The sequence below is a fragment of the Leifsonia poae genome (assembly GCF_050632195.1).
Classification (GTDB): domain Bacteria; phylum Actinomycetota; class Actinomycetes; order Actinomycetales; family Microbacteriaceae; genus Leifsonia; species Leifsonia poae_C.
On sequence record NZ_CP192580.1, the window covers coordinates 866717 to 889472 of the forward strand.

Below are 22756 nucleotides of genomic sequence, written 5' to 3' on the forward strand. Positions count from 1 at the left end.
CCCGCAGCTCGACAAGGCGTTCAGCCCCACGACGGTGAACGTCGGCCAGACCTCGACGCTCACGTTCACGATCACGAACACCGACGACCTCCAGGCGAAGGCAGGATGGTCGTTCACCGACAACCTGCCCGCCGGTCTCGTCTTCGCGGGAGCGCCGGTCACCGACTGCCCCGCCGGTGTCGCGAGTCTCGCGGGCACCTCGATCAGCGGATCCGGGAACCTGGCCGCCGGTGACGTGTCTTGCACGTTCACGGTTCCGATCACCTCAGCGGACGCGGGCACCTTCACCAACGGCCCGTCGAACGTTTCGCCGATCAACGGGCTCCTCACCCCCGGCAGCAGCACGGTGGTCTTCACGCAACCTGATGTTCCGGCGATCAGCCTGGTTAAGTCGGCGAGCCTGACCGATCCGTCACAGTATGTTCTCAACGCGCCGGTCACCTACTCGTTCCGGGTCAGCAATACCGGCAACGTTCCGCTCACCGGCGTTGTCGTGTCCGACACGGCCTTCAGCGGTACGGGAACGCCCCCGTCGTCACGTGTCCTCAGACGACCCTGGCCGTGAACGAATCGATCACGTGCACGGGCCCGTACACGATCACCCAGGCCGACATCGATGCGGGCTCGGTGACCAACACCGCCGTCGCCACGGGCACGCCTCCGACCGGCGCGAACGTCACAGACACGAGCAACGCGGTCATCTCGGGGAGCGCCGTTCCCGCGTTGGAGCTGATCAAGTCGGCTGACGCATCCGGAGTGCAGGATCCTGCTCAGCTGAACGACCCGATCGTCTACACGCTCACGGCGACCAACACCGGAAACGTCACGCTCTCGGGCGTGGCGATCACCGACTCGCTGCTCGGTGCAGGGATCACATACACCTGGCCGGGAACCGCGGGGATTCTGCTGCCGGGGCAATCGGTCACCGCCACCGGATCGCATCCTGTCACCCAGGCGGAGATCGATGCGGGCGTCGCGACGAACACGGCCACAGCGTCGGGTCAGGATCCCGGCGGGAACCCCGTGCCCAGCGGCCCCGCCTCGACGACCACACCTCTCGCACCCGGGCCTCACCTGACGCTCGACAAAACCGCGAGCCCCGCTTTCGGAACTCCGGCGGCAGTGGGCGACCTGATCACCTTCGGCTTCACCATCACGAACGACGGCAACCTCACGTTGAACACCGTCGCCATCACTGACCGGCTCCCGGGACTGTCGGCCATCGCATATACCTGGCCCGGCATATCCGGAGTCCTCGCGCCCGGTCAATCGGCGACGGCGACGGCGACCTACCCGATCACGCAGGACGACATCGACGCGGGAGGCGTCGCCAACACCGCGATCTCGAACGGCACGACGCCGGGTGGAGCCGACACGCCCTCGAACGAGGACGGAACGAACACGCCGATTCCCCAGGCACCCGGTATCGGCCTGACGAAGACCGCGGACGCATCCGGAGTCCAGAACCCCACTGTCGTCGGCGACCCCATCGTGTACCACTTCACGGTCACGAACACGGGCAACACGAGTCTGACGGGTGTCACCATCACCGATCAACTCGCCGGGCTGTCGGCGCTTACCTACAGCTGGCCGGGGGCCGACGGTGAGCTCTCACCGCAGCAGTCCGCGACGGCGACCGCGACATACGCGGTGACGCAGGCTGACATCGACAACGGTCAGGTGGTCAATTCGGCCACCGCCACGGGGGATGCGCCTGGTGGAGGAACCCCGCAATCGCCACCCGTCTCGACGGTGACCCCGACAGGCGCAGCCGCCGCGCTGTCACTGGTCAAGTCGGCGAGCCCGATCCTCGCGAGCAGCTACACAGCCGGTCAACTGATCACTTACACCTTCGTCGTGACGAACACGGGCAACGTGCTGGTCAGCGGGATCGCCATCACGGAGACCGCATTCTCTGGAACCGGCGTGCTCGGTGCCGCGACCTGCGACGTCACAGCGTTGGCGCCGACGGAGCAGGCCACCTGCACCGCCGCATACACGCTGACGCAGGCAGACGTCGACTCCGGGCAGCTGAGCAACACCGCGACTGCCTCCGGTACTGATCCGAATCAGGATCCGGTCGACTCGAACCCGTCGAGCGTCGTCATCCCGTCCGACCCGAGCCCCGCTCTGACCCTTCTGAAGACCGCGAACCTGACGAGTGTCACAACGGCGGGCCAGGTGATCACCTACACGTTCACCGTCACGAACACGGGCAACGTGACCATCGCTGGCATCACCATTTCTGAAACCGTGTTCACCGGCGCCGGCAGTGCTCCAGCACCGACGTGCCCGGCAGAGGCGGCCAGTCTTGCGCCCGGCCAATCGGTGGACTGCACCGCGACCTATACGGATGTCGATGCAGATCTCACCGGGAGCCCCATCCTGAACACCGCGACGGCGACCGGTGTACCTGCGGGAAGCGACCCGCTGACGACGCCGCCGTCGACAGCGTTGGTCGACACCGTGGTACCGGAACCGCCCACGCCGCCCGAGCCGCCGGCGCCTCCGGTACCGGATGTCAGCCCGCTCGCCAAGACAGGCTCGACGCTGCCCGTGCTGCAGTTCGCGTTGGGCGCCATGCTCATCCTGATCGGCACGGTGTTCACGACGCGCAACCGCCGTCGCCGCGGAACGCGATGAGTCTCGAGTTCCACTCGGTCACGTTCCGATCTCCGGATGCGCGGCGGGACGCGGAGTTCTGGGCCGCTGTTCTGGGGCGGTCGCTGCACACTGACGACGGCGGGATCCTGCTCCCCGGAGGGCTCGGACAGGTCGGCATCCGTTTCGAGGATGGACCCGCGCACGGCGTCGAGATGAACCGCCTCCACCTGCACCTCAGCCGAGCGAACCGCAACCAGCGGGACACCATCGCCGCATGCGTGGAGTCCGGGGGACGCCTCCGGGGAAACGGGCATGTTCCGGAGAACAGCTATGCGGCCATGGCCGACCCTGTCGGAGACGAGTTCTGCGTGATCGAAGACGAGAACGGCTACTTGGCCGGATGCGGTCCACTGGGCGAGGTCACCTGCGACGGCACGAAAGCCGCCGGCCTCTTCTGGGGTGCTGCCCTCGGCTGGCCGGTGGTCTGGGATGTCGGGGAGGAAGTGGCCATCCAGTCTCCGATCGGCGGTACGAAGCTGGCGTGGGGCGGGGAGGACATCGATCCGGCGAAGGATAGGGAACGCCAGGTCTTCGTGCTCACCGCGTCGGCTGACGAACTCGCCGAAGAGGTCGATCGCCTGGTCGACCTCGGGGCGTCAGACCGCGGCGAAAAACGTACGGGCATCACGACGCTCCGGGATCCCGACGGCATCGAGTTCGAGGTTCGCACCCGGCGCTGAGCAAGGGGGCTCGCGCGTCAGATCTCGACGTCGCTCCCCATCGTGACCGTCCGAAGTGCCGGCAGCCCGAAGCGGGCGGCGGGGTCGGCGGCGTTGTGCGCAAGCGCGATGAACAGCGAGCGGCGCCAGGGCACCATCCCATGGGTCCTGGTGATGCGGATCGCGCCGCGAGAGATGAAGTATGAGGCGTTCTTGAAGTCCGCGGCAGCGAGGGGCAGTGCGCCGACGCGGCAGGCGGCACGAAGCGCGCGGGGGATGTCGGGCTTGTCCGAGAAACCGAAGCGGATGCTCAGGTGCTCGATGCCGTCGTCCGCGTAACCGAGGTCGTCGTACTCGAACGCGTCCACTGTCGGCACATGCGGTACGGATGCCGTGGTCACCGACACGATGATGACGTGCTCGTGCAGAACGTGGTTGTGCTTCACATTCGCCCGCAGCGCCAACGGCGTGCTGTCCTTGTTTGGATGCGGGAAGATGGCGACACCCGGCACCCGTGGCAGGTTCAGCTTGCGCACGCTCTCGATGAAGGCGGAAAGCGAGCCTTCCTTCTTCTTCCGGTCCATTTGAACGAGCTGACGACCTCGGCGCCACGTCGTCATGATCAGGATGAGCACGGCCGCGATGAGCAGGGGCACCCATCCGCCGTTGATCACCTTGGTGAGGTTGCCCGCAAGGAACGCGATCTCGAGCCCGCCGAAGACGACCGCGGCGGCGACGATCTTCCACGGCGCCCAGTGCCAGAGCGGGCGTGCCACCAGGAGGAGCAGCAGCGTGTCGACGACCAGAGCACCGGTGACCGAGATGCCGTACGCGGTCGAGAGCCGGTCGGATGAGCCGAACGCGAGCATCACAGCCATGACCGCGACGAACAACAGGATGTTGACCGCCGGCAGGTAGATCTGGCCGCCTTCGCGCTCCGAGGTCTGTTTGATGGTGAGCGGCGGGAGCACGCCGAGGTGCACGGCTTGCCGAGTGAGCGAGAAGGCGCCGGAGATCACGGCCTGGCTGGCGATCACGGTCGCGGCCGTGGCCAGGATCACCACGGGAAGCCGTCCCCAGTCGGGGATCAGCAGGAAGAACGGGTTGGCCTTCGCTGCGGGATCGTGCAGCACCAGCGCGGCCTGGCCCAGGTAGTTGATCGTCAGAGCGGGGAAGACCAGGAAGAACCAGGCCCGCCGGATCGGGGAGCGCCCGAAGTGACCCATGTCGGCGTAGAGCGCCTCCGCTCCGGTGATGACCAGCACGACCGCCCCGAGGGCGATGAACGAGATGGCGGGATGCGCGACGATGAAGACCACCGCATACGTCGGCGACAGGCCGAGCAGCACCGACGGATGCTGGATCACCATGCCCAGCCCGGCCGCGGCCAGCACGACGAACCACAGCACCATCACCGGGCCGAACAGCACGCCGACCCGTCCCGTCCCGTAACGCTGCACCGCGAACAGACCGACCAGGATGACCGCCGCGATGGGGATGACCAGCTGACCGATCTCCGGGATGGTGACGTGGAGGCCCTCGACCGCAGACAGCACACTGATCGCCGGTGTGATGATCGAATCCCCATAGAAGAGTGCCAGTCCGACGATCCCGATGACCAGAAGGGTCCCTGCGCGGCCTGCCCGGCTGGCGTAGAGCCGCTGTGCCAGGGCCGCCAGCGCCATCACGCCACCCTCGCCGTCGTTGTCCGCCCGCATCAGGATGCCGAGGTACTTGATCGAGACGATGATCGTGATGCTCCAGAAGATCAACGAGATCACGCCGAACACGTCGTCCTGGTTCGGACGGACGGCGCCGCCGTCCAGCAGGAAGACCGTCTTCAGGGCATACAGCGGGCTGGTTCCGATGTCGCCGAAGACGACACCTAACGCGGCGATGGCGACCACCGCGGCCGGACGCGTTCGCGAGCGGGAGGTGTGGGCCGTGCGAGGCCGCGTGTGCTGCATTGGCGCAACGTTACCCCTCCGCGACCCCGCCGGGACCGCCCCGCGCGGGTCAGGAAGCGGAGCGCTGCGCGGTCGGCCTCCGACGCAGAGTCGGGTCGCCGACTTCGGGGCCGCGGTAGACCATATCCATCGCGCCGATGCTCTCGCCAGGAGGCACGATGGCGTCGATCCGGTCGAGGATCTCGTCCGACAGCGACACGTCGACGCCGGCCAGCGTGTCCTCCAGCTGCTCCATCGTGCGCGGCCCCGCGATCGCTGACGTGACTCCCGGATGCGCGATCACGAACGCCATGGCGAGGTGGGTCAGCTTCACCCCGACCTCGTCCGAGAGGGCGACGAGTTCCTCGACGGCGGCGAGCCGACGCTCATCCCGGAAGTGGTGCATCCCCGTTCTGGTGGACCGGAAGTTGTCGTTCTCCTGGCCCGCCCGGTACCGACCCGTCAGCGTTCCGCCGGCCAGCGGGCTGTACACGAGCGTTCCCATCCCGTAGCGCTCGGTCACCGGAAGGATCTCGCGCTCGATCTCGCGGTCGAGGATCGAGTAGTTGGGCTGCTCGGTACGGAACCGTTCGAAGCCGCGTCGTTCGGACATCCACTGGGCTTCGACGATCTCCGACCCGCGCATCGATGACGTGCCGATCGCGCGCACCTTGCCTTGTCGGACGAGGTCGGTCAGGGCGGAGAGCGTCTCGTCAATGTCGGTGTCCGGGTCGGGCCGGTGCAACTGGTAGAGGTCGATGTGGTCCGTCTGCAGCCGGCGGAGCGAACGTTCGACCGCCTCCATGATCCAGCGGCGGGATGCACCGCGATGGTTGATGTCGTCGTCGACCGGTCCCCAGAACTTCGTGGCGAGCACGACCTCGTCGCGGCGACCCTTGAGCGCCTCACCGACGACATCCTCGGAGTCGCCGTAGCGGTCGGCTGTGTCGATGAAGTTGATGCCGGCGTCGAGTGCTCGGTGGATGATGGCGACGCCCTGTTCCCTGTCGGGGTTTCCCAACGACCCGAGCATCATCGCGCCGAGCGCGTATGGGGTCACCTTGATGCCGGTGCGGCCGAGTGTGCGGTACTGCATGGTCTCTGCTCCTGGAATTCTCGTGGTGGCATCGGAACCTGCCCGTGCCATATGATCGGGCTAATCGGAACACCTTTCCGGATGGGTGCGCAGCAGCCCTTATCGGAACGTTGTTCCGCTTAGGATCACTATATGCGGAGCTATGTTCCGTTAGCAAGGGGTATCGGCATGTCCACGACCGCGAGCATCGCCCGCAGCGACAGGGGCACTGCACCTCGCAAGATGCGATCCGACGCACGTCACAACGTCGACGCGCTGCTGGGGGCCGCGAAAGCGGTGTTCGCGGAGTCCGGGGTGGATGCGCCCGTCCGCTCGATCGCCGAGCGCGCCGGCGTCGGGGTCGGCACGCTTTACCGTCACTTTCCGCTCCGCTCCGACCTGATCTCCGCGGTATTCCGGCGGGAGATCGACGCGTGCGTCGACGCTGCGCCGGGAATCGAAGCAGCGTACCCTCCCGGCGAGGCGCTCGATCGGTGGATCATGCGCTACACCGAGTTCGTCGCAACGAAGCGCGGTCTGGCCGCGGCGTTGCACTCCGGCGACTCCGCCTACGAGCCGCTCGCGGAGTACTTCTCGACGCGCCTCGCGCCGACGCTCGACCGACTGCTCGCCGCGGCCACGGCATCCGGAGACATCGTTCAAACGGTCGACGCGTCCGAATTCCTCGGAGCTGTGGCAAACCTCTCCCATCAGAGCGGCCCGGTCTCAGGCGATGCTTCCGGGCAGCCGGAGCGCATGGTGCGATTGCTCCTCGCAGGGCTTCGAGCCGAAGAAGCCTGAGATGACAGTCCCGTCTGAGATGCCGGCGCCTGACGGGGATAGCGACGCGGCGCCGGGGACGGAACGAACGGGTCGCGTTCCGTGGGCCAGGCGGTGGGGATACTCCGGGTACCCACTGATCTTGGTGCTCATCGTCGTGTCGTATGCGTTCACCGCCGCTCAGACCTCCGGCGAACCGAGCGAGATCGCCCTCCTCGCCCAGCTCGTGACGGTCGGGGCGGTGCTCGCTGTCGCCCGGACTCCTCGGCGCGTTCAGCAGGTGGCAGACGTCATCCTCGGTGCAGCGTTCATCGCGGTCCTCATCGTGTTGATCAGCGGGCTGACCGGCGACGGGCTCTCCCTCATCCTGGCCATCGGCGCGATGGTCGCGTATTTCTTCGCACCCCTCGTGATCGTGTTCTCCGAGACGAGACGACGAAGCATCGACGGGGAGACCCTCTTCGCGGCGATCTGCGCGTACCTCCTGATCGGCATGTTCTTCACGTTCTTGTACAACGTCTTCGCGCTGACCCAGGGGTCGATCTTCGGACCGGGAATCCCGACAGCCTCCCGCAACTGCTCTTCTTCTCTTTCACGACCTTGACCACGACGGGCTACGGCAATCTCGTGCCGGTGACCTCAGGGGTGCAGAGCGTTGCGATCGCGGAGGCGATCACCGGTCAGCTCTTCCTGGTCACCGCCATTGCCCGTGTGGTCACGGGATGGACGGGCAGGCTCCGCAGACCCTCCCGCTGACTACTACGACGGGCTCAGGATGCGCCGGCGCTCGCGAACTTGCGGAGGAACAGCGTCTGGGCGACGATCATCCGCTGGATCTCCTCCGGATCGACGGACTCGTCGGATGCGTGGATGCGCGACTGCTTCGTGTCCTCGACCCCCCACAGGACGATGGCGGCCTTCGGCGCGATCTTCTGCAGCGAGGCCACGAGGGGGATCGATGCTCCGCTGCCGATGGACTCGACCGAGGAGCCGTACGCCTCACCCAGTGCGTCGATGGCCGCGGCTATGGCCGGGTGCGATTCGTCGACGGCGAAGGGATGCCCGGCCTTCACTTTCTCGACCGTCACCTCGCAGTTCCAAGGCCGTTGCGACCGGAGGTGGTCCATGAGCGCGTCGAGCTGGGCGTCCGCGTCGGCGCCGGGCACGATCCTCATCGAGAGGCGTGCGGTCACCTCGGGGAGCAGGACGTTCGACGCCTCGGCGGTGCTCGGCAGGTCCATCCCGAGAACGGTGACCGACGGCTTCATCCAGATCCGATCGGACAGCGATCCGGTGCCGAGGTAGTCGACGCCGGGGAGGATCGAGGATCCGCTGCGATAGACGGGCTCATCCATATCGGCACCCGACCAGTGTCCCGAGTCGACCCCCGGGATGACGGTGTCACCGTTCTCGTCGTGCAGGGTGTCGAGGATGCGGATCATCGCGGTCATCGCATCCGGAGCCGCACCGCCGAACATGCCGGAGTGGACCGGATTCGCCAGGGTGCGCACGGTCAGCGTGCAAGCCACGTCGCCGCGGAGCGCAGTAGTGAGGCCAGGGCGTCCGACTTCTTGAGGGCCGATGTCGGCGATCACCGCGACATCGCAGGCGAAGCGTTCCGGGTTGTCCTCGACGAACTGCTCCAGGTGCGAGATCGTCTCCTCCTCGCCCTCGGAGAGGAGCTTGATGTGGCACGGCAGCTGCTCACCGAGCAGCTTGAGGGTGGCGTAGTTGATGACCAGCCCGGATTTGTCGTCGGCGGCGCCTCGGCCGTAGATGCGGCCGTCCGCCTTGGTCGTCGGCTCGAACGGCTCGCTCGACCACCCCTGGCTCGCCGGCGCCGGCTGCACGTCGTAGTGCGCGTAAAGCAGCACGGTCGGCGATCCTTCCGGCCCCTCCATCTCGGCGTAGACGCAGGGGTAGCCGTCGGGCACGTCGAGCAGTTCTGCGTTCGAAGCTCCGGCCGCCTTGAACAGGTCGACGACGGCCTGGCCCATCTGGGCGACCGGCTGGGGATCGAATCCCGGGAACGCGACCGACGGGATGCGCACGAGCGTCTCCAGACGTTCGAGAACGTCCGGCATCAGCGCGGCGGCCGCCGCGGTCAGGTCTTCGGACTCCGACATGGTTTCCTCCTCGAGAGCGGGGTGATGGTCAGGCTGGGACGACGAGCTGGATCAGCAGGCCGGCAACGACGACGGAGACCCAGGACACGAGCATCGGTATCGTGAACGAGTGCCAGATCGGCACCTGCGTGAGTTTGGTCGAACCCGTCAGGTCGGTTTCAACCGACGCGATCTGACCTCCGTTCGCCGGGAACAGCCACACACCGATCAGGGATGGCCACATCGCCGTGATCACGCCAGGGGCAAGACCCGCTGTTATCGCGATCGGGATGAGCGTGTTGGTGGTCGCCGACTGGCTCGTCGTGAGGCCACAGACGAGGAAGAGTGCGACGGCCAGGAGCAGCGGGTAGCTCTTGATCAGCTCACCCAGGGGCTTGATGATGGTTTCCTCATTGGCCGAGATGAAGGTGTCAGCCATCCAAGCGATACCGAACAGGGCGACCGCGGCGACATAGCCGGCACGCAGCAAGGGCTGCTCCACGACCAGGGTCGGCTTCACCCGGCGCACCAGGATGATGACCAGAGCAGCCGTGAACATCACCATCTCGATCACGGTCGACATCCCGAGCGGAACGAGGTTGCCCTCCTCATCGGGGAAAGCCGGTCGCAGCGAGGGGAACAGGCCGAGGACGACGACGAGCAGGGTGCCGACGATGAAGATCATGGCTGCCGTGCGACCGCCCGGGGGCACCGTGTGCTCCACGACAGGGACCGGTTCGCGCCTCCGGCCGGAGCGTCCGCGGGTGGGCGGCTCGTCGACCGTGACGGCCGTCGTCGTGCCATCCGCTGTGGTCGCTTTGGCTCCCGCGCTGGTTGCTGCCATCTTCGATTCGAGCACGGCCGGAACCTGAACCCGGCCCTCGGCGACGCGCTCCTGGAACACCGGGTCGTCGGCGAGCTCCTTGCCGATTCGCTGCTGAACGAACGAGGTGGCGATGCAGGCGACGATGGCGGCGGGGATCGTGATGAGCAGCACCTGCGGGAGGCCGTATCCCGAGGGCTCGATCAGCACCAGGTAGGCCGCCATCGCGGCGGAGACCGGGCTGGCCGTGATGCCGAGGCCCGACGTGACAGTCGAAGCGGCGAGTGCCTTCTCGGGACGCTGACCGTTGCGGTACGAGGTCTCGTAGATGACCGGGATCAGCGCGATGAAGATGTTGGACGTTCCCGACAGAACCGTGAAGACGAACGCGACGAGCGGTGCCACGTAGGTCAGCCGTTTCGGATTGCGCTGGATGATCTTCGACGCGATCGACACGAGGTAGTCGATGCCGCCGGCTGCCTGCATCGCGCTGGATGCCGTGATCACCGCGATGATGATGAAGAACGCGTCGATCGGTGGGGAGCCGGGCGGCAGCCGGAAGACGAACACGAGGATCGCGGTGCCGACGACTCCCCACAGTCCGAGACCGATTCCACCCGTTCTGACACCCAGGACGATCGCCCCGATGACGACGACCGCTTCCAGAATGACGATGAAGATGTTCATGACGAGCCTCTCGTTCAGCCGATCATTCAGGACAGAGTTTCCCGGATGATCGACCCGACCAAATCATCCTGTGCGGGTGATTGTGGGGTGAGACGGGCGGAATAGCCTCAGCGCATACTCGCCCGTACGCGCAAGGAGCCACCGTGAGCACAGGCAGCACCGAGAAGCGGATGACCGTCATGCAGGCGACCTTCATCGGGGTCGGCTCGATGGTGGGAGCGGGCATCTTCGCCCTGCTCGGAGCGGCAGGTGCGGTTGCCGGCTCAGCCGTCTGGCTGTCGTTCCTGATCGCCGGGATCATCGCGGCTCTGCAGGGATACTCGTTCGCGAAGCTCGGGGCGAAGTACCCGTCGGGTGGAGGCATCCTGGCCTACCTCGAGCGTGGTTTCGGCGCCGGACACACCGCCGGGATCGGAGCGTGGCTGTTCTTCACGGCGGGTTCGATCGTCGTGGCGATGATCGCTTCGTCGTTCGGCGGATACGCGAGCGCCGTCGTCGCGCACGACGATCCTTTCTGGGCCACGGTTTGCGCGGTGTTGCTGATCCTGGTGATGACCGCCCTCAACGCCATCGGGTCGGCTGCCGTCGCCCGGGTGCAGTCGGTCATCGTGACCGTGGTTCTCGTGATCCTGGTCGTGTTCGCGATCGTAACCATCGCCAATTGGAACCCCGCGCTGCTCGCCCCCTCCGGATACCCGGGTGTGCAGGAGATCATCGCGAGCGTCGCCCTCACGTTCTTCGCCTTCCTCGGCTTCGGCGTGATCACGTTCACCGCGAAGGATCTGCCGAACCCGGCGCGGCAGCTTCCTCGGGCCATCTATCTTGCGCTGGCGATCGCGACAACGGTCTACGTCGCGGTATCGCTCGGAGTCTTCGGAACCCTCACCGCCGACGAGGTCGTCCGTTATGGGACGACCGCGCTCGCCGAGGCGGCCAAGCCGACGCTCGGACAGGCCGGCTACGTGCTCATGGTCATCACGGCCCTGTTCTCCACCACCGGCGCAGTCAACGCGGGACTCTATCCGTCGATCGGGATGACGCGACACCTGGCCTCGGTCGGCCAGTTCCCGCCGGTCTTCTCCCGTGGAGTCGGTCGATTCCCGACGGGTCTGCTGGTGATGGCGGCGCTCGCCATCCTGTTGGTGATCGGCTTCAACCTGAACGCGATCGCCTCCATCGGCAGCGCTGTCGCACTGCTCGTCTTCTCAGCGGTCAGCGTCGCGCACTTCCGGCTGTTCCGGAAGACGGGCGCGAATATCGTCGTTCTCGTCATCGGGTTGATCGCGACGCTCGGCACGTTCATCGTCTTCTGCACCACGACGTTGGTGAACGAGCCGACGACAGCGATCGCGCTCGTGGTCATCATCGCCCTGGCGGTCGTGGTGGACTTCGGCTGGAAAGCCGCCGCGCGCAGGCGCGCACCCGCTCCTCAATAGCGTTCGGAGGGCACGACTCCGGATGTATACCCGCGCCCGATAGGGTCGGCGCATGGCCACCTCGACCGCTCCGTCGACCGGACACGTCGTCCGTCTCCTCGACGTCTGGAGCGAGCCCTCGCCACCGACAGCGCTCCCTCTCCGCGGCCGGATGCGTCCCGCGACCGTCATGACGCTGCTCGTACTGCTGCTCATCGCGTCCATCGGCGGGGCGGCAGGAGTCGTCCTCCTCTGGTCGCAGCCGACGCCTGGCTGGTGGTTTTCGCTGATCTTCACCGTGATGATCGGCGGGCTGCTTTTCACGCTCTGGTTCGCCTACGTCGGCTCCATCGCCGACGGTCGTCTGCGCGCGGTCGCCCGACAACGCTGGGCCGACGGCGCCGGGCGCATTCACCTCGAGTCTGGAACCATCCGTCAGCGCACGGTCTCGACGCTCGAGGACGGCCGCGTCGACACCTTCACCCTCGCCGTGACCATCTCGGACGGCGGAACGGTCAACGCCGTGTGGCACCGGCCGACAGCCCGGGCGGCCGGACTGCTTCAACCGCAGGTGCCGAGCGCGGGCGCGATGGTCAGGGTCTGGCGCGTCGCGGGCGCCCCCGCCGAATGGCCGCTCCTCATCGAGGCCGTCGATCCGTCGATTGTCTCCGAAGTCCCAGACATGTGAAAAGGGCCCCTTCTCGCGAAGGGGCCCCATCTCACTCCGTGCTCAGCCGAGGGCGCGCGCCTTGATGGTGTCGTACTCGGCCTGGGTGATCGCGCCAGAGTCGAGAAGCGCCTTGGCGCGGGTGATCTCTTCCGACGGCGAGACCCCGGGCGACGCGGCCGCGGCGGGTGGAGCGTATGCGGGCGCCCCGGCTCCGGCCGACCGCACCATCATCCGTCCCTCGCGACGTTCCGCCATCCCGCGGCCACGCGTGACCAGGTAGATCAGCGCCCCGAGGAAGGGAAGGAACACGAGGAAGATGACCCAGAGCGCCTTGAACCAGCCGTTCAGGGTCTTGTCGCTGAACAGGTCGACGAAGATCTGAATCAGGATGATGATGACCGACACGAAGATGTAGGTCCAGAAGAGGAACCAGAGGAAATCCCAGAAGCTGGTCATGACGTTGCCCTTTCAGTCGCAAATGAGCCGGTGGTTGGCTGAATGTAGCGCGGCCGATGTAGCGTGGGCATCACCCCTTCCGGATGATGTCCGTCGGGCGAGGATCAGCGCTTTGCGAGCAGAAAGCGACAGACAACGAGTGACCAGCATCGAGCGTGACGTCGTCATCGTGGGCGCAGGAGCGTCGGGATTGACGGCGGCTACAGAACTCAAGAAGGCCGGCCTCAGCGTCGCGGTCTTGGAAGCACGCGACCGTGTTGGCGGCCGGCTGTGGACGAACGACATCGACGGCGCGACTCTTGAGATCGGCGGCCAGTGGGTGTCGCCCGATCAGGATGCGCTCATCGAGACACTGCACGAGCTCGGCCTCGACACCTACGAGCGTTACCGCGAAGGACTCAACATCTACATCAGCCCGAGTGGCGAACGGCGCACGTTCGCGGGCGAGATCTTTCCTGTGCCGGCACAGACCGAGCACGAGATCCTCACGCTGATCGAGAAGCTGGATGCGCTGGTCGCGGAGATCGATCCGGATCGGCCGTGGCAGCATCCTGTCGCCAAGGAACTCGACGAGATCTCGTTCAGCCGCTGGCTGGAGACGCAGACCGATGACGAGGAGGCGCGGCTCAATATCGGGATGTTCATCGCCGGTGCGATGCTCACCAAGCCCGCGCACGCGTTCTCCGCGCTGCAGGCGCTGCTGATGGCCGCCTCCGCCGGGAGCTTCTCGAACCTCGTCGACGCCGACTTCATCCTGGACAAGCGGGTGAAGGGCGGCCTGCAGCAGGTTCCGCTGCTGCTCGCCGAGCGACTCGGTGAGGATGTCCACCTCGGGCAGCCAGTGCGCACGCTGCGCTGGGACGCGGATGGCGTCACCGCGGTCGCGGACGGGGTCGAGGTGCACGCACGGTCCGCGATCCTGGCCCTGCCGCCCATCCTGATCAGCCGCATCTCGTATGAACCCCCGCTGCCCCGGCGGCAGCAGCAGATGCACCAGCACCTGTCGATGGGCTTCGTCATCAAGGTGCATGCGGTCTACGAGACGCCGTTCTGGCGGGAGGACGGATACTCGGGCACGGCATTCAGCCCGTACGAGGTCGTGCACGAGGCGTACGACAACTGCTACGACGGCGACCCACGCGGCACGCTCGTCGGATTCGTCTCGGACGAGGAGGCGGACGGGGTCTTCAAGCTCCCGGCCGAGGAGCGTCGGGCGCGCATCCTGGAGTCACTGTCGCACTACTACGGCGAGGCTGCGCTCCACCCGGTGGTCTACTACGAGAGCGACTGGGGAAGCGAGGAGTGGACGCGGGGAGCGTACGCGGCGAGCTTCGACATGGGCGGGCTGGCGCGCTACGGCAGCGACCTGCGGGAGCCGGTCGGACCCATCCACTTCTCGTGCAGCGACATGGCGGGCAAGGGCTACCAGCACGTCGACGGTGCGATCCGCGTCGGCCGCGAGACCGCCGCGGCGATCGTGACCGCTCTCGCCCCCTGCTGACCCCGCCGCGCCCTCCTAACCCGCTGCGCCCTCCCGACCCCGCCTACGCACATCGAGTCCGGGAGAAATCCCCATTTGAATCGCTGGGAAAGGGGATTCCTCCCGGACTCGATGGCGTTAGGAGGGCTAGGCCGGCTGCTGCTGCGTGATGCAGTGGATGCCGCCGCCGCGGGCGAAGAGCGGACGCGCGTCGACCGTGACGACACGGCGGCCAGGGTAGGCGTCCGCGAGGATTGCCGCGGCCTCGGCATCGTGCGGGTCGCCGAACGAGCAGGCGATCACTCCGCCGTTGACCAGCAGGTGGTTGATGTAGCTGTAATCGGTCCAGCCGTCTTCGTCCCGCAACGTTGCGGGCGCGGGGACCTCGACGATCTCCAGGGCGCGGCCGGCTGCATCCGTCGCCCCTTCGAGAACATCGCGCAGTTGACGCGACACCTCGAAGTCAGGATGCTCGGGGTCGCGCTGCGTGTGCAGCAGCACGGCGCCGGGGCGCGCGAAAGCGGCGACGATGTCCACGTGCCCCCGGGTACCGAACCGTTCGGAATCGCGGGTGAGCCCGCGCGGCAGCCAGATCGTCTTGGTCGCGCCGACCGTTCGCGCGAACTCGGCTTCGACGTCTTCGCGGGTGAGGCCGGGGTTGCGTCCGGGGTCGAGCTGCACGGTCTCGGTGGCGAGCACGGTCCCCTCGCCGTCGACGTGAATGCCGCCGCCCTCGTTCACCAGCGGGCTCGGGATGTGCGTGGCCCCGGCCCACGACGCCACGCGCGCGCCGACCTTGCTGTCGTGCTCCCACGTGGCCCAGTCCTGCGCGCCCCAGCCGTTGAAGATCCAGTCGACGGCGCCCAGCTCGCCCGTCGAGGTGGAGCGCACGAAGGTGGGACCCATATCGCGCATCCACGCGTCGTCGAGGGCTGCTTCGTGCAGCGCGATCGAGGCGGACAGGTAGCGCGGGGCCAGATCCCGGTCACGCGGGTCGACAACTACGGACACGGGCTCGAACTCGGCGACGGCGTTGGCGACCGCCGCCCACGTGGTGCGGGCGTCCTCGGCGTCCTCCGCCGTGTCACCGAGCGTGTAGCCGCTGCTGGGCCAGGCGAGCCAGGTGCGCTCGTGCGGGTCGCCCTCGTGCGGCATCAGCCACGCGGCGCTCATCGGGTCGGGCCGAGCAGGTCGTAGGTGTCGGGCCGGCGCGTTGCGAGGAAGGGGAACAGCGCCAGCCAATCGTCGCGCTGCGGCAGATCGAGGTCGACGACCAGTACCGCCTGCGAGTCCCGCGGCGCCTCGGCCAGGATCCGTCCGTACGGGTCGCTCACGAACGACGAGCCGTAGAAGGTGTTGCCGGGGGTGCCGTCGGGCTTCGTCTCCGAACCGGTGCGGTTGGGCACGACCATGAACGTTCCGTTGGCGATCCCGTTGCCGACGATCACCTGACGCCAGAGCGGCTGCGTGTCGAACTCGGGATGGTCGGGCTCGGAACCGATCGCCGTCGGATAGACGACGACGTTCGCGTTCTGCAGGCCGTAAGCCCGCGCGACCTCGGGGAACCACTCGTCCCAGCAGGTCGGCATCCCGAGCCGCACGCCGGGAAGCTCTGCGAGCTCGTGAACGGGGTAGGGCTCGTCGGCAGGCCCGGCGCGGAAGTACTTGTCCTCGTAGTATCCGGCGGTCACCGGGATGTGCAGCTTGTGCGTCTTCGCGACGATCTCTCCCGACGGGGAGACGACGATGGCCGTGTTGAGCCCGCGGCCGTCTTCGTCGCCGGTGCGCTGGTAGAGCGACGCGTGCACGAAGACGCTGTTTGCCGCGGCTGCCTCGGCCGCCCAGCGGCGGGTCGGTCCGGTCTCGAGGTCTTCGGCGAGCTCATCTGCGCGACCGCTCGGGATCGTGTCGGCCGGATAGCGCGAGAGCGTCAGCTCGGGCAGGAACACGATCTCCGCGCCCTCGGATGCGGCTAGAGCGACCGCTTCGCTGAGCTCGGCTTCGAGCGCGGCGCGGTCGGGCTGCCAGGCGTGCTGCACGACGCCGATGCGCACCGGTGCGGCATCGTCGCGGCTTCCGGCAACGCGGGCGAGGGATGCGGGGGCGCCGGTCGAGCGCACGAGTTCGAAGGTCATGGGGTCCATCCGGGTGCTAAAACGAATAGTGTTCGTTTATTATGCACAGAGAAGGCCGCGAGCGAAAGGGGAGAGGATGCCGAGACCGTCGTCGCCCATCCTGAGCACAGACCTGATCGCCGACTCGGCGATCGCGCTGGTCGACGCCGGCAAGCCGTTCGGAGTGAACGCGCTGGCCCGGCAACTGGGCGTCACCCCGTCTTCGCTGTACAACCACGTCGAGGGCAGGGATGCGATCGTCGAGCTGATGCGCGGACGCCTCGCGGTGCAGTCCGAGATCGCAGTGCCCGAAGGGCTCGAATGGGATGCGGTGGTCGAGTACGTCGTGCGGTCGCAGCGGGCGATGTTCGCCGCGCATCCGTTGGTCCTGCCGCTGCTCGTCGGCAAGCCCGTGACCGACGTGACCGTACTCGGGTACTACGAGGCGCTCGCCGAGGCCCTGCTCTCGGCGGGATTTCCCGACGATGACGTGCTCGTGATCGTGGCCGTTCTGGATGCGTTCGCGCTCGGTTCGGGGCTCGACCTCTCCGCCCCGCCCGAGGTCTGGCACGCCGACCCCGCCTCCGCCCTCGGGCGACTGGTGAGCCGCGGAGAGCCGGGACGGGAGCGGGCGGATCGTGCCTTCGACCTGGGAGTCGAGCTGCTGCTGGCCTCGTTGCGTGCGCGACTGGCCACGGAGGAAGCAGCCCTTTCAAACGGGGCCGCGACCGCCTAGCTGTCAGACGGCGCGGATGGTCCAGCCTGCCGATGTCGACTCGTTCGGCTGCAGCACGACGACGTCGACACCCGAGTTGAAGGCGTCGGGCGGGCACGTCATCGGCTCGACGGCCAGACCGAGCCGGCTCTGCGCCGGGTCGTCGTTGTCGGCGGTGTGGATCTGCACCCACGGGCATGCCTCATCCCAGACCATCTCGACGCCCGTGCCGTCTGCGGTCAGGACCGACACGGTGGCCATGCCCTGCGCATCCCGAACCAGGTCGGTGTACGCGTGATCGATGAACGTGTCGCCGATGAGGCGGGGCTCGACGAAATCGAGGCCGGCGGCGGCCTCGGCGTCGACCGGCTCGGCGGCGATCGGGACCAGGCGGTCCTCGGTGACCGTCACCACGGTCGTGGCGGGCAGCGTCAGAGTCCAGTCGTCGACGTGGCCTTCGCCGGCGACGAGGTACGGATGCGGGGCGGTGCCCCAGGGGGCGACGTCGGTGCCCGTGTTGGTCGCGGTGACCGTGGTGTGCAGGCCGTCCTCGTCGAGGCTGAAGGTGACGGCGACATCCACTCGGTGCGGGTATCCGGCTTGCGCCTCGATCGTGGCCGACAGGGTGACGTTGTCGGCGGCGCGGTCCACGACCGTGAAGTCGAGCCAGCTGGCGAGTCCGTGAAGGGCGTGCCCGCGGGACGGCTCGGTGAGCGCGAGCTGCTGCGCGACCCCGTTGAACGTGTAGCGCCCGTCGACGACCCGATTCGGCCACGGAGCGAGGGTCGCACCGCGGAAGGCCGGCCGCACCTCGTCGGCGTCGAAGGGGACGACGAGCGGACGGCCGCGGAACTCGAGCGTGCGAAGCGTGGCCCCGACGGAGGCGATCGTGGCGTGGTAGTCGCCGGAGGTCAGGCCGAAGTGAGTTCCGGAAATGGGTGTGGTCATTCAGCCATTCTGCCGAATAAGCGGGATCGGTACAGTCGGTGACATGGCCGACACGAACGACACCCTCAGCGGAGACGAAAGTCTGCACCTCCCCGAGTTCGATTCGCCGCCCGCCGATCCGATGCCGCTGCTCAAGGGATGGCTGGTGCGCGCCCAGGCCGACGGGGTGCGCGAACCGTTGGCCGCATCCCTGGCGACGGCCGGGCCTCAGGATGCGGACGGGCCCGCCATCCCGTCGACCCGCGTCGTTCTCGTGAAGGCGTTCGACGAACGCGGGCTGATCTTCGGAACGTACACATCGAGCCGCAAAGGCCGGGATCTCGCGGCCAATCCGTATGCGGCACTCGGCTTCTACTGGCGCGAGACGATGCAGCAGCTGCGGGTCGAAGGCACAGTCGAGCTACTCGCGGCCGACGAGTCGGCGGCCCTGTTCGCGGATCGGCCGAGAGCCGCGCAAGCGACGACGGCGGCGTCCCGGCAGGGGCAGCCGCTGCCGGATGAGGGCGCGCTCGTCGCCGAGGCGACCGCTCTTGCGGAGGGGAGCAGAGCATCCTGAAGCCCGATGATTGGGCCGGATACCGTCTGACGCCAGCGTCCATCGAGTTCTGGCAGGGCCGCTCGAACCGGCTGCATCGGCGGCTGGCGTACCGGCGCGCTGCCGACGGCGCCGATTGGACCCACGCGCGGCTGCAGCCATAGTCGGCGCCGATATCCGGAGGCGTAGCGCGATGGAAACCTGCGGAAACGTGGGGGAAACGCGCGCTGGGTAGCGTCTGCACATGGGCGATCTGTTCGGCGGTTACGGTGTGCTGGCAGGCAAGAGCCGGCGCGGGGGCGGTGACGCGTGGGACGAGATGTTCGCCCGCTTCGGACGGTCGGCTTCGGCCGAGCACGCGCGTGCTCCCTACCGCGAGCTCTACGGCGCTCTCGCCGCACTCACCCAAGAGGAGTTGCGCGGTCGCACGGATGCGTTGGCCAGCTCCTACCTGGCGCAGGGCGTCACGTTCGACTTCGCCGGCGAGGAGCGGCCGTTCCCGTTGGATGCGGTTCCCCGGGTCATCGAGCAGGCCGAGTGGCGGCGCGTCGAGGCGGGCATCAAGCAGCGGGTTCGGGCGCTTGAAGCCTTCCTGAGCGATGTCTACGGCGCCCAGAATGCGGTGCGCGACGGCGTCATCCCTGCCGGGCTCATCACGTCCTCGGCGCACTTTCATCGTGCGGCAGCGGGGATCGAGAGTGCGAACGGTGTGCGCATCCAGGTCTCGGGCATCGATCTGATCCGGGATGAGCGTGGCGAGTGGCGCGTGCTCGAAGACAACGTGCGCGTGCCGAGCGGTGTGAGCTATGTGATCTCGAATCGCAGGGTAATGGCGCAGACGCTGCCTGAACTCTTCACATCGATGCGGGTCCGGCCGGTCGGGGACTACCCCCACCGCTTGTTGCAGGCGTTGAAGGCGAGCGCGCCCGACGGGATGGAGTCGCCGAACGTCGTCGTGCTGACGCCGGGCGTCTACAACTCCGCATACTTCGAGCACACTCTGCTCGCCCGGTTGATGGGCGTCGAGCTGGTCGAGGGCAGGGACCTGTTCTGCTCGGGCGGCAAGGTCTGGATGCGCACGACCTCGGGGCCGCAGCGCGTGGACGTGATCTACCGGCGCATCGACGACGAGTTCATCGACCCGCTGCAGTTTCGAGTCGACTCGGTGCTCGGGACGCCCGGCCTCATGCTCGCGGCGAGGCTCGGTACGGTCACGATCGCGAACGCGGTCGGCAACGGTGTCGCCGACGACAAGCTCGTCTACACCTACCTGCCCGACCTCATCCGGTACTACCTCGCGGAGGAACCGCTGCTCCCGAACGTCGACACGTGGCGTCTCGAAGATCCGGATGCGCTCGCCGAGGTGCTCGACCGGCTCGACGAGCTGGTGGTCAAGCCGGTCGACGGTTCCGGGGGCAAGGGGCTGGTGATCGGACCGGCGGCGTCGAAGAAGGAGCTCGCAGCACTGCGCGCGCGTCTGATCGCCGACCCGCGCGGCTGGATCGCGCAGCCTGTGGTGCAGTTGTCGACCATCCCGACACTGGTGGAAGCAGGGATGCGCCCGCGGCACGTCGACCTTCGACCGTTCGCCGTGAACGACGGCCGCGACGTCTGGGTGCTGCCGGGTGGACTGACCCGGGTGGCGCTGGGCGAGGGACAGCTCGTCGTGAACAGCAGTCAGGGCGGTGGTTCCAAAGACACCTGGGTGGTCGGGACGACCGGTTCGGCCCGGGATCCGGAAGGCGAGGGTCGCGGGGTGTCCGGCCTTGTGGCCGAGCAAGCCGCGGGTTCGCTGGCGGCATACGGCACGCAGCATGCTCCCGACCATTCGGAGCAGGATGCGCCGCGCACCGACCAGCAACAGCAACAACAGCAACAGCAGCAGCAGCAACAGCAGCAGCGGGCGGCGTCGTGCTGAGCCGCATCGCGTCGAGCCTGTTCTGGATCGGGCGCTACATCGAACGAAGCGACGGCACGGCACGCATCCTGGACGTGCACCTGCAGTTGCTTCTCGAGGACCCGTGGATCGACGAGGACACCGCGTGCCGCTCGCTGCTCGGCGTGATGGGAAGCGAAGCACCGGCGGGCGAACTGGTTCGCGAGGATGTGCTGCGCATCCTGGCCGTCGATCGCAGTGCCCCGGCCTCGATCGTTTACTCGCTCAGCGCGGCGCGGGAGAACGCGCGGAGGGCTCGAGAGATCGTCTCCACCGAGTTGTGGGAGTGCCTCAACACGACGACCGCGCGGATGCCGCGACGCGTCACCAGCGACAAAGTGCACGAATTCTTCAACTGGGTACGCGACCGCACGGCGCTCGCCGTCGGGCTCATGGACTCAGGGGCCAGTCGCGACGAGGCGTGGCAGTTCTTCACCCTCGGCCGCAGCCTGGAACGCGCCGATATGACCGCTCGACTGTTGGCGACCCGATCGCTGACGGAGGCCAGCGGGCCGAGTTGGACGACCATCCTGCGATCCTGCGGCGCATACGAGGCCTATCTGCGCACGTATCGGGGCGTGCCGTCGGCGCGCAACGCAGCCGAGTTCCTCTTGCACGACCGACTGTTTCCGCGGTCGATCCTGTTCTCCGTGACACGGGCAGTCGAATCGCTGCGCGAGATCGAGCCACGACTGGAGCGTGCGGGAGTGTCCGACCGGGCGCAACGACTGCTCGGGAAGATCCAGAGCGACCTGGAGTTCCGACCCGTCGCCGAGGTGCTCGATGATCTGCCGGCCCACATGTCGGCGATCCAGGAGGCGACCAGCACCGCGACCGAGGCGATCCGACGCCGCTACTTTCCCGAGAACGTCGCGCCGAGCTGGGTGGGGGATGCACGATGAAGCGATTGAGGATCGTGCACTCCACCGGGTTCCACTACGGCGGCGAGGTGACGGCGTCGTACAACGAGGCCCGGATGCTGCCCGTGTCGGGCGACCGGCAGCTCGTGCTGCACGCGAACCTCGACGTGCATCCGGTGTCGTCGCACCACCAGTACACGGACTACTGGGGCACGCGCGTGCTCGCATTCGATGTGCTCGCTCCGCATGAGGAGCTGACCATCACGGCGAGCAGTCTGGTCGAGGTGTTGGAGGCCGCGCATCCGTCGACCGGTCTTGATTGGACGAGCCTGGACGCGGTGGTGCAGCGCTCGGGAGAGTGCGTGCAGCAGCTGTCGCAGACTCCGCCGACGGCGCCGCCTCCCTCGGTGGTGGCGCTCGCCGAGTCGGCGCGAACGCAGGATGCTGACGATCCTTGCGCGGTTGGCCTGCGGATCTGCGAGCAAGTCGGCGACGCGATGGAGTACGTGAGCGGAGTGACGGGGGTGAGTTCGACAGCCGCTGAGGCGTGGGAATCGCGGAAAGGGGTGTGTCAGGACATCGCTCACGTCGCGGTGGGGGCGTTGCGTGCTGCGGGACTGCCCGCGCGGTACGTCTCCGGGTATCTGCATCCGGTGGCGGACGCACAGATCGGTGAGACCGTCGTGGGGGAGTCGCACGCCTGGGTGGAGTGGTTCTGCGGAACGTGGCATGGCTACGACCCGACCAACGGTCTCGCGATCGGCGACCGGCATGTGCGGGTCGGACACGGCCGGGACTACACCGACGTGGCGCCCCTCCGTGGTGTCTACGCGGGAACCGCTGGGTCGGAACTTTTCGTGTCGGTGTCGATCACCCGGGAGTCCTAGG

22 protein-coding genes and 1 pseudogene are annotated in these 22756 nt (G+C 67.4%); 15 read left to right on the top strand and 8 right to left on the bottom strand.

Annotation, left to right across the window (positions count from 1 at the left end):
* Positions 1–34: 34 nt before the first annotated feature.
* The 3 genes and pseudogenes from ACQ86A_RS04485 to ACQ86A_RS04495 form a co-directional block, all read left to right on the top strand.
* A pseudogene (locus ACQ86A_RS04485) lies at positions 35–624 on the top strand (DUF7507 domain-containing protein); the annotation flags it as partial.
* 132 nt (positions 625–756) lie between these two features.
* Positions 757–2643 (top strand): DUF7507 domain-containing protein, encoded by a 1887-nt coding sequence (locus ACQ86A_RS04490; protein WP_431280364.1) that lies wholly within the window; start codon positions 757–759, stop codon positions 2641–2643.
* Complete coding sequence (locus tag ACQ86A_RS04495; protein ID WP_431279416.1) at positions 2640–3344, top strand: VOC family protein; 705 nt, start codon at positions 2640–2642, stop codon at positions 3342–3344. The genes ACQ86A_RS04490 and ACQ86A_RS04495 overlap by 4 nt, the downstream gene beginning before the upstream one ends.
* Positions 3345–3361: 17 nt before the next feature.
* On the opposite strand, the gene ACQ86A_RS04500 is transcribed toward ACQ86A_RS04495, so the two are convergent.
* A complete protein-coding gene (locus tag ACQ86A_RS04500; protein ID WP_431279417.1) occupies positions 3362–5290 on the bottom strand; it encodes a potassium transporter Kup in 1929 nt (642 codons plus the stop codon).
* 49 nt (positions 5291–5339) lie between these two features.
* On the bottom strand, positions 5340–6365 hold the full coding sequence (locus ACQ86A_RS04505) for an aldo/keto reductase (protein WP_431279418.1): 1026 nt from the start codon (positions 6363–6365) through the stop codon (positions 5340–5342).
* Between the two features lie 168 nt (positions 6366–6533).
* Between ACQ86A_RS04505 and ACQ86A_RS04510 the strand changes: the two genes are divergently transcribed.
* The 3 genes from ACQ86A_RS04510 to ACQ86A_RS04520 are packed head-to-tail and all read left to right on the top strand — an operon-like array spanning position 6534 to position 7880.
* Positions 6534–7145 carry a TetR/AcrR family transcriptional regulator gene (locus ACQ86A_RS04510; RefSeq protein ID WP_431279419.1) on the top strand — a complete coding sequence of 204 codons (612 nt, stop codon included), beginning with the start codon at positions 6534–6536 and terminating at the stop codon, positions 7143–7145.
* A gap of 1 nt (position 7146) precedes the next feature.
* Positions 7147–7728: a hypothetical protein gene (locus tag ACQ86A_RS04515; protein ID WP_431279420.1), complete on the top strand. Its 582-nt coding sequence runs from the start codon at positions 7147–7149 to the stop codon at positions 7726–7728.
* Positions 7725–7880 (top strand): ion channel, encoded by a 156-nt coding sequence (locus ACQ86A_RS04520; RefSeq protein ID WP_431279421.1) that lies wholly within the window; start codon positions 7725–7727, stop codon positions 7878–7880. Before ACQ86A_RS04515 ends, ACQ86A_RS04520 begins: the two co-directional genes overlap by 4 nt.
* 14 nt (positions 7881–7894) lie before the next feature.
* On the opposite strand, the gene ACQ86A_RS04525 is transcribed toward ACQ86A_RS04520, so the two are convergent.
* Both ACQ86A_RS04525 and ACQ86A_RS04530 read right to left on the bottom strand, forming a co-directional pair.
* Positions 7895–9250 carry a M20/M25/M40 family metallo-hydrolase gene (locus tag ACQ86A_RS04525; protein WP_431279422.1) on the bottom strand — a complete coding sequence of 452 codons (1356 nt, stop codon included), beginning with the start codon at positions 9248–9250 and terminating at the stop codon, positions 7895–7897.
* A gap of 28 nt (positions 9251–9278) precedes the next feature.
* Positions 9279–10739, bottom strand: a complete 1461-nt coding sequence (locus ACQ86A_RS04530; RefSeq protein WP_431279423.1) for an anaerobic C4-dicarboxylate transporter family protein — start codon at positions 10737–10739, stop codon at positions 9279–9281.
* A gap of 143 nt (positions 10740–10882) precedes the next feature.
* On the opposite strand from ACQ86A_RS04530, the gene ACQ86A_RS04535 reads away from it, so the two are divergent.
* Complete coding sequence (locus tag ACQ86A_RS04535; RefSeq protein WP_431279424.1) at positions 10883–12175, top strand: APC family permease; 1293 nt, start codon at positions 10883–10885, stop codon at positions 12173–12175.
* 52 nt (positions 12176–12227) lie between these two features.
* The gene (locus tag ACQ86A_RS04540; protein WP_431279425.1) at positions 12228–12842 is read left to right on the top strand and encodes a hypothetical protein; all 615 of its coding nucleotides are present in this window, start codon (positions 12228–12230) and stop codon (positions 12840–12842) included.
* Positions 12843–12884: 42 nt separating this feature from the next.
* Here the strand turns inward: ACQ86A_RS04540 and ACQ86A_RS04545 are convergent, their stop codons facing one another.
* On the bottom strand, positions 12885–13280 hold the full coding sequence (locus ACQ86A_RS04545) for an SHOCT domain-containing protein (RefSeq protein WP_431279426.1): 396 nt from the start codon (positions 13278–13280) through the stop codon (positions 12885–12887).
* Positions 13281–13419: 139 nt separating this feature from the next.
* On the opposite strand from ACQ86A_RS04545, the gene ACQ86A_RS04550 reads away from it, so the two are divergent.
* Positions 13420–14781 carry a flavin monoamine oxidase family protein gene (locus tag ACQ86A_RS04550; RefSeq protein ID WP_431279427.1) on the top strand — a complete coding sequence of 454 codons (1362 nt, stop codon included), beginning with the start codon at positions 13420–13422 and terminating at the stop codon, positions 14779–14781.
* A 126-nt stretch (positions 14782–14907) separates the two neighbouring features.
* On the opposite strand, the gene ACQ86A_RS04555 is transcribed toward ACQ86A_RS04550, so the two are convergent.
* Entirely contained in the window at positions 14908–15933 is a 1026-nt protein-coding gene (locus ACQ86A_RS04555) for an agmatine deiminase family protein (RefSeq protein ID WP_431279428.1), read from the bottom strand.
* A complete protein-coding gene (locus ACQ86A_RS04560) occupies positions 15930–16895 on the bottom strand; it encodes a nitrilase-related carbon-nitrogen hydrolase (protein ID WP_431279429.1) in 966 nt (321 codons plus the stop codon). The genes ACQ86A_RS04555 and ACQ86A_RS04560 overlap by 4 nt, the downstream gene beginning before the upstream one ends.
* Before the next feature lie 76 nt (positions 16896–16971).
* Here ACQ86A_RS04560 and ACQ86A_RS04565 point away from each other — a divergent pair, with 76 nt between their 5' ends.
* Entirely contained in the window at positions 16972–17610 is a 639-nt protein-coding gene (locus ACQ86A_RS04565; protein ID WP_431279430.1) for a TetR/AcrR family transcriptional regulator C-terminal domain-containing protein, read from the top strand.
* A 3-nt stretch (positions 17611–17613) separates the two neighbouring features.
* On the opposite strand, the gene ACQ86A_RS04570 is transcribed toward ACQ86A_RS04565, so the two are convergent.
* The gene (locus ACQ86A_RS04570; RefSeq protein ID WP_431279431.1) at positions 17614–18537 is read right to left on the bottom strand and encodes an aldose 1-epimerase family protein; all 924 of its coding nucleotides are present in this window, start codon (positions 18535–18537) and stop codon (positions 17614–17616) included.
* A 43-nt stretch (positions 18538–18580) separates the two neighbouring features.
* Here ACQ86A_RS04570 and ACQ86A_RS04575 point away from each other — a divergent pair, with 43 nt between their 5' ends.
* The 5 genes from ACQ86A_RS04575 (at position 18581) to ACQ86A_RS04595 (ending at position 22755) form a co-directional block, all read left to right on the top strand.
* Positions 18581–19093 carry a pyridoxamine 5'-phosphate oxidase family protein gene (locus ACQ86A_RS04575; RefSeq protein ID WP_431279432.1) on the top strand — a complete coding sequence of 171 codons (513 nt, stop codon included), beginning with the start codon at positions 18581–18583 and terminating at the stop codon, positions 19091–19093.
* Between the two features lie 71 nt (positions 19094–19164).
* Positions 19165–19236 (top strand): hypothetical protein, encoded by a 72-nt coding sequence (locus ACQ86A_RS04580; protein ID WP_431280365.1) that lies wholly within the window; start codon positions 19165–19167, stop codon positions 19234–19236.
* Positions 19237–19316: 80 nt separating this feature from the next.
* Entirely contained in the window at positions 19317–20990 is a 1674-nt protein-coding gene (locus tag ACQ86A_RS04585; protein ID WP_431279433.1) for a circularly permuted type 2 ATP-grasp protein, read from the top strand.
* A complete protein-coding gene (locus tag ACQ86A_RS04590; RefSeq protein ID WP_431279434.1) occupies positions 20984–21910 on the top strand; it encodes an alpha-E domain-containing protein in 927 nt (308 codons plus the stop codon). The genes ACQ86A_RS04585 and ACQ86A_RS04590 overlap by 7 nt, the downstream gene beginning before the upstream one ends.
* On the top strand, positions 21907–22755 hold the full coding sequence (locus ACQ86A_RS04595) for a transglutaminase family protein (RefSeq protein ID WP_431279435.1): 849 nt from the start codon (positions 21907–21909) through the stop codon (positions 22753–22755). Before ACQ86A_RS04590 ends, ACQ86A_RS04595 begins: the two co-directional genes overlap by 4 nt.
* The last annotated feature ends 1 nt before the right edge of the window (position 22756 follow it).

Coding starts and splice junctions, on each gene's coding strand:
- ACQ86A_RS04495 (WP_431279416.1), top strand. CDS start 2,640: ATGAGTCTCGAGTTCCACTCGGTCACGTTCCGATCTCCGGATGCGCGG.
- ACQ86A_RS04500 (WP_431279417.1), bottom strand. CDS start 5,290: ATGCAGCACACGCGGCCTCGCACGGCCCACACCTCCCGCTCGCGAACG.
- ACQ86A_RS04505 (WP_431279418.1), bottom strand. CDS start 6,365: ATGCAGTACCGCACACTCGGCCGCACCGGCATCAAGGTGACCCCATAC.
- ACQ86A_RS04510 (WP_431279419.1), top strand. CDS start 6,534: ATGTCCACGACCGCGAGCATCGCCCGCAGCGACAGGGGCACTGCACCT.
- ACQ86A_RS04515 (WP_431279420.1), top strand. CDS start 7,147: ATGACAGTCCCGTCTGAGATGCCGGCGCCTGACGGGGATAGCGACGCG.
- ACQ86A_RS04525 (WP_431279422.1), bottom strand. CDS start 9,250: ATGTCGGAGTCCGAAGACCTGACCGCGGCGGCCGCCGCGCTGATGCCG.
- ACQ86A_RS04530 (WP_431279423.1), bottom strand. CDS start 10,739: ATGAACATCTTCATCGTCATTCTGGAAGCGGTCGTCGTCATCGGGGCG.
- ACQ86A_RS04540 (WP_431279425.1), top strand. CDS start 12,228: ATGGCCACCTCGACCGCTCCGTCGACCGGACACGTCGTCCGTCTCCTC.
- ACQ86A_RS04545 (WP_431279426.1), bottom strand. CDS start 13,280: ATGACCAGCTTCTGGGATTTCCTCTGGTTCCTCTTCTGGACCTACATC.
- ACQ86A_RS04555 (WP_431279428.1), bottom strand. CDS start 15,933: ATGAGCGCCGCGTGGCTGATGCCGCACGAGGGCGACCCGCACGAGCGC.
- ACQ86A_RS04560 (WP_431279429.1), bottom strand. CDS start 16,895: ATGACCTTCGAACTCGTGCGCTCGACCGGCGCCCCCGCATCCCTCGCC.
- ACQ86A_RS04565 (WP_431279430.1), top strand. CDS start 16,972: ATGCCGAGACCGTCGTCGCCCATCCTGAGCACAGACCTGATCGCCGAC.
- ACQ86A_RS04570 (WP_431279431.1), bottom strand. CDS start 18,537: ATGACCACACCCATTTCCGGAACTCACTTCGGCCTGACCTCCGGCGAC.
- ACQ86A_RS04575 (WP_431279432.1), top strand. CDS start 18,581: ATGGCCGACACGAACGACACCCTCAGCGGAGACGAAAGTCTGCACCTC.
- ACQ86A_RS04585 (WP_431279433.1), top strand. CDS start 19,317: ATGGGCGATCTGTTCGGCGGTTACGGTGTGCTGGCAGGCAAGAGCCGG.
- ACQ86A_RS04595 (WP_431279435.1), top strand. CDS start 21,907: ATGAAGCGATTGAGGATCGTGCACTCCACCGGGTTCCACTACGGCGGC.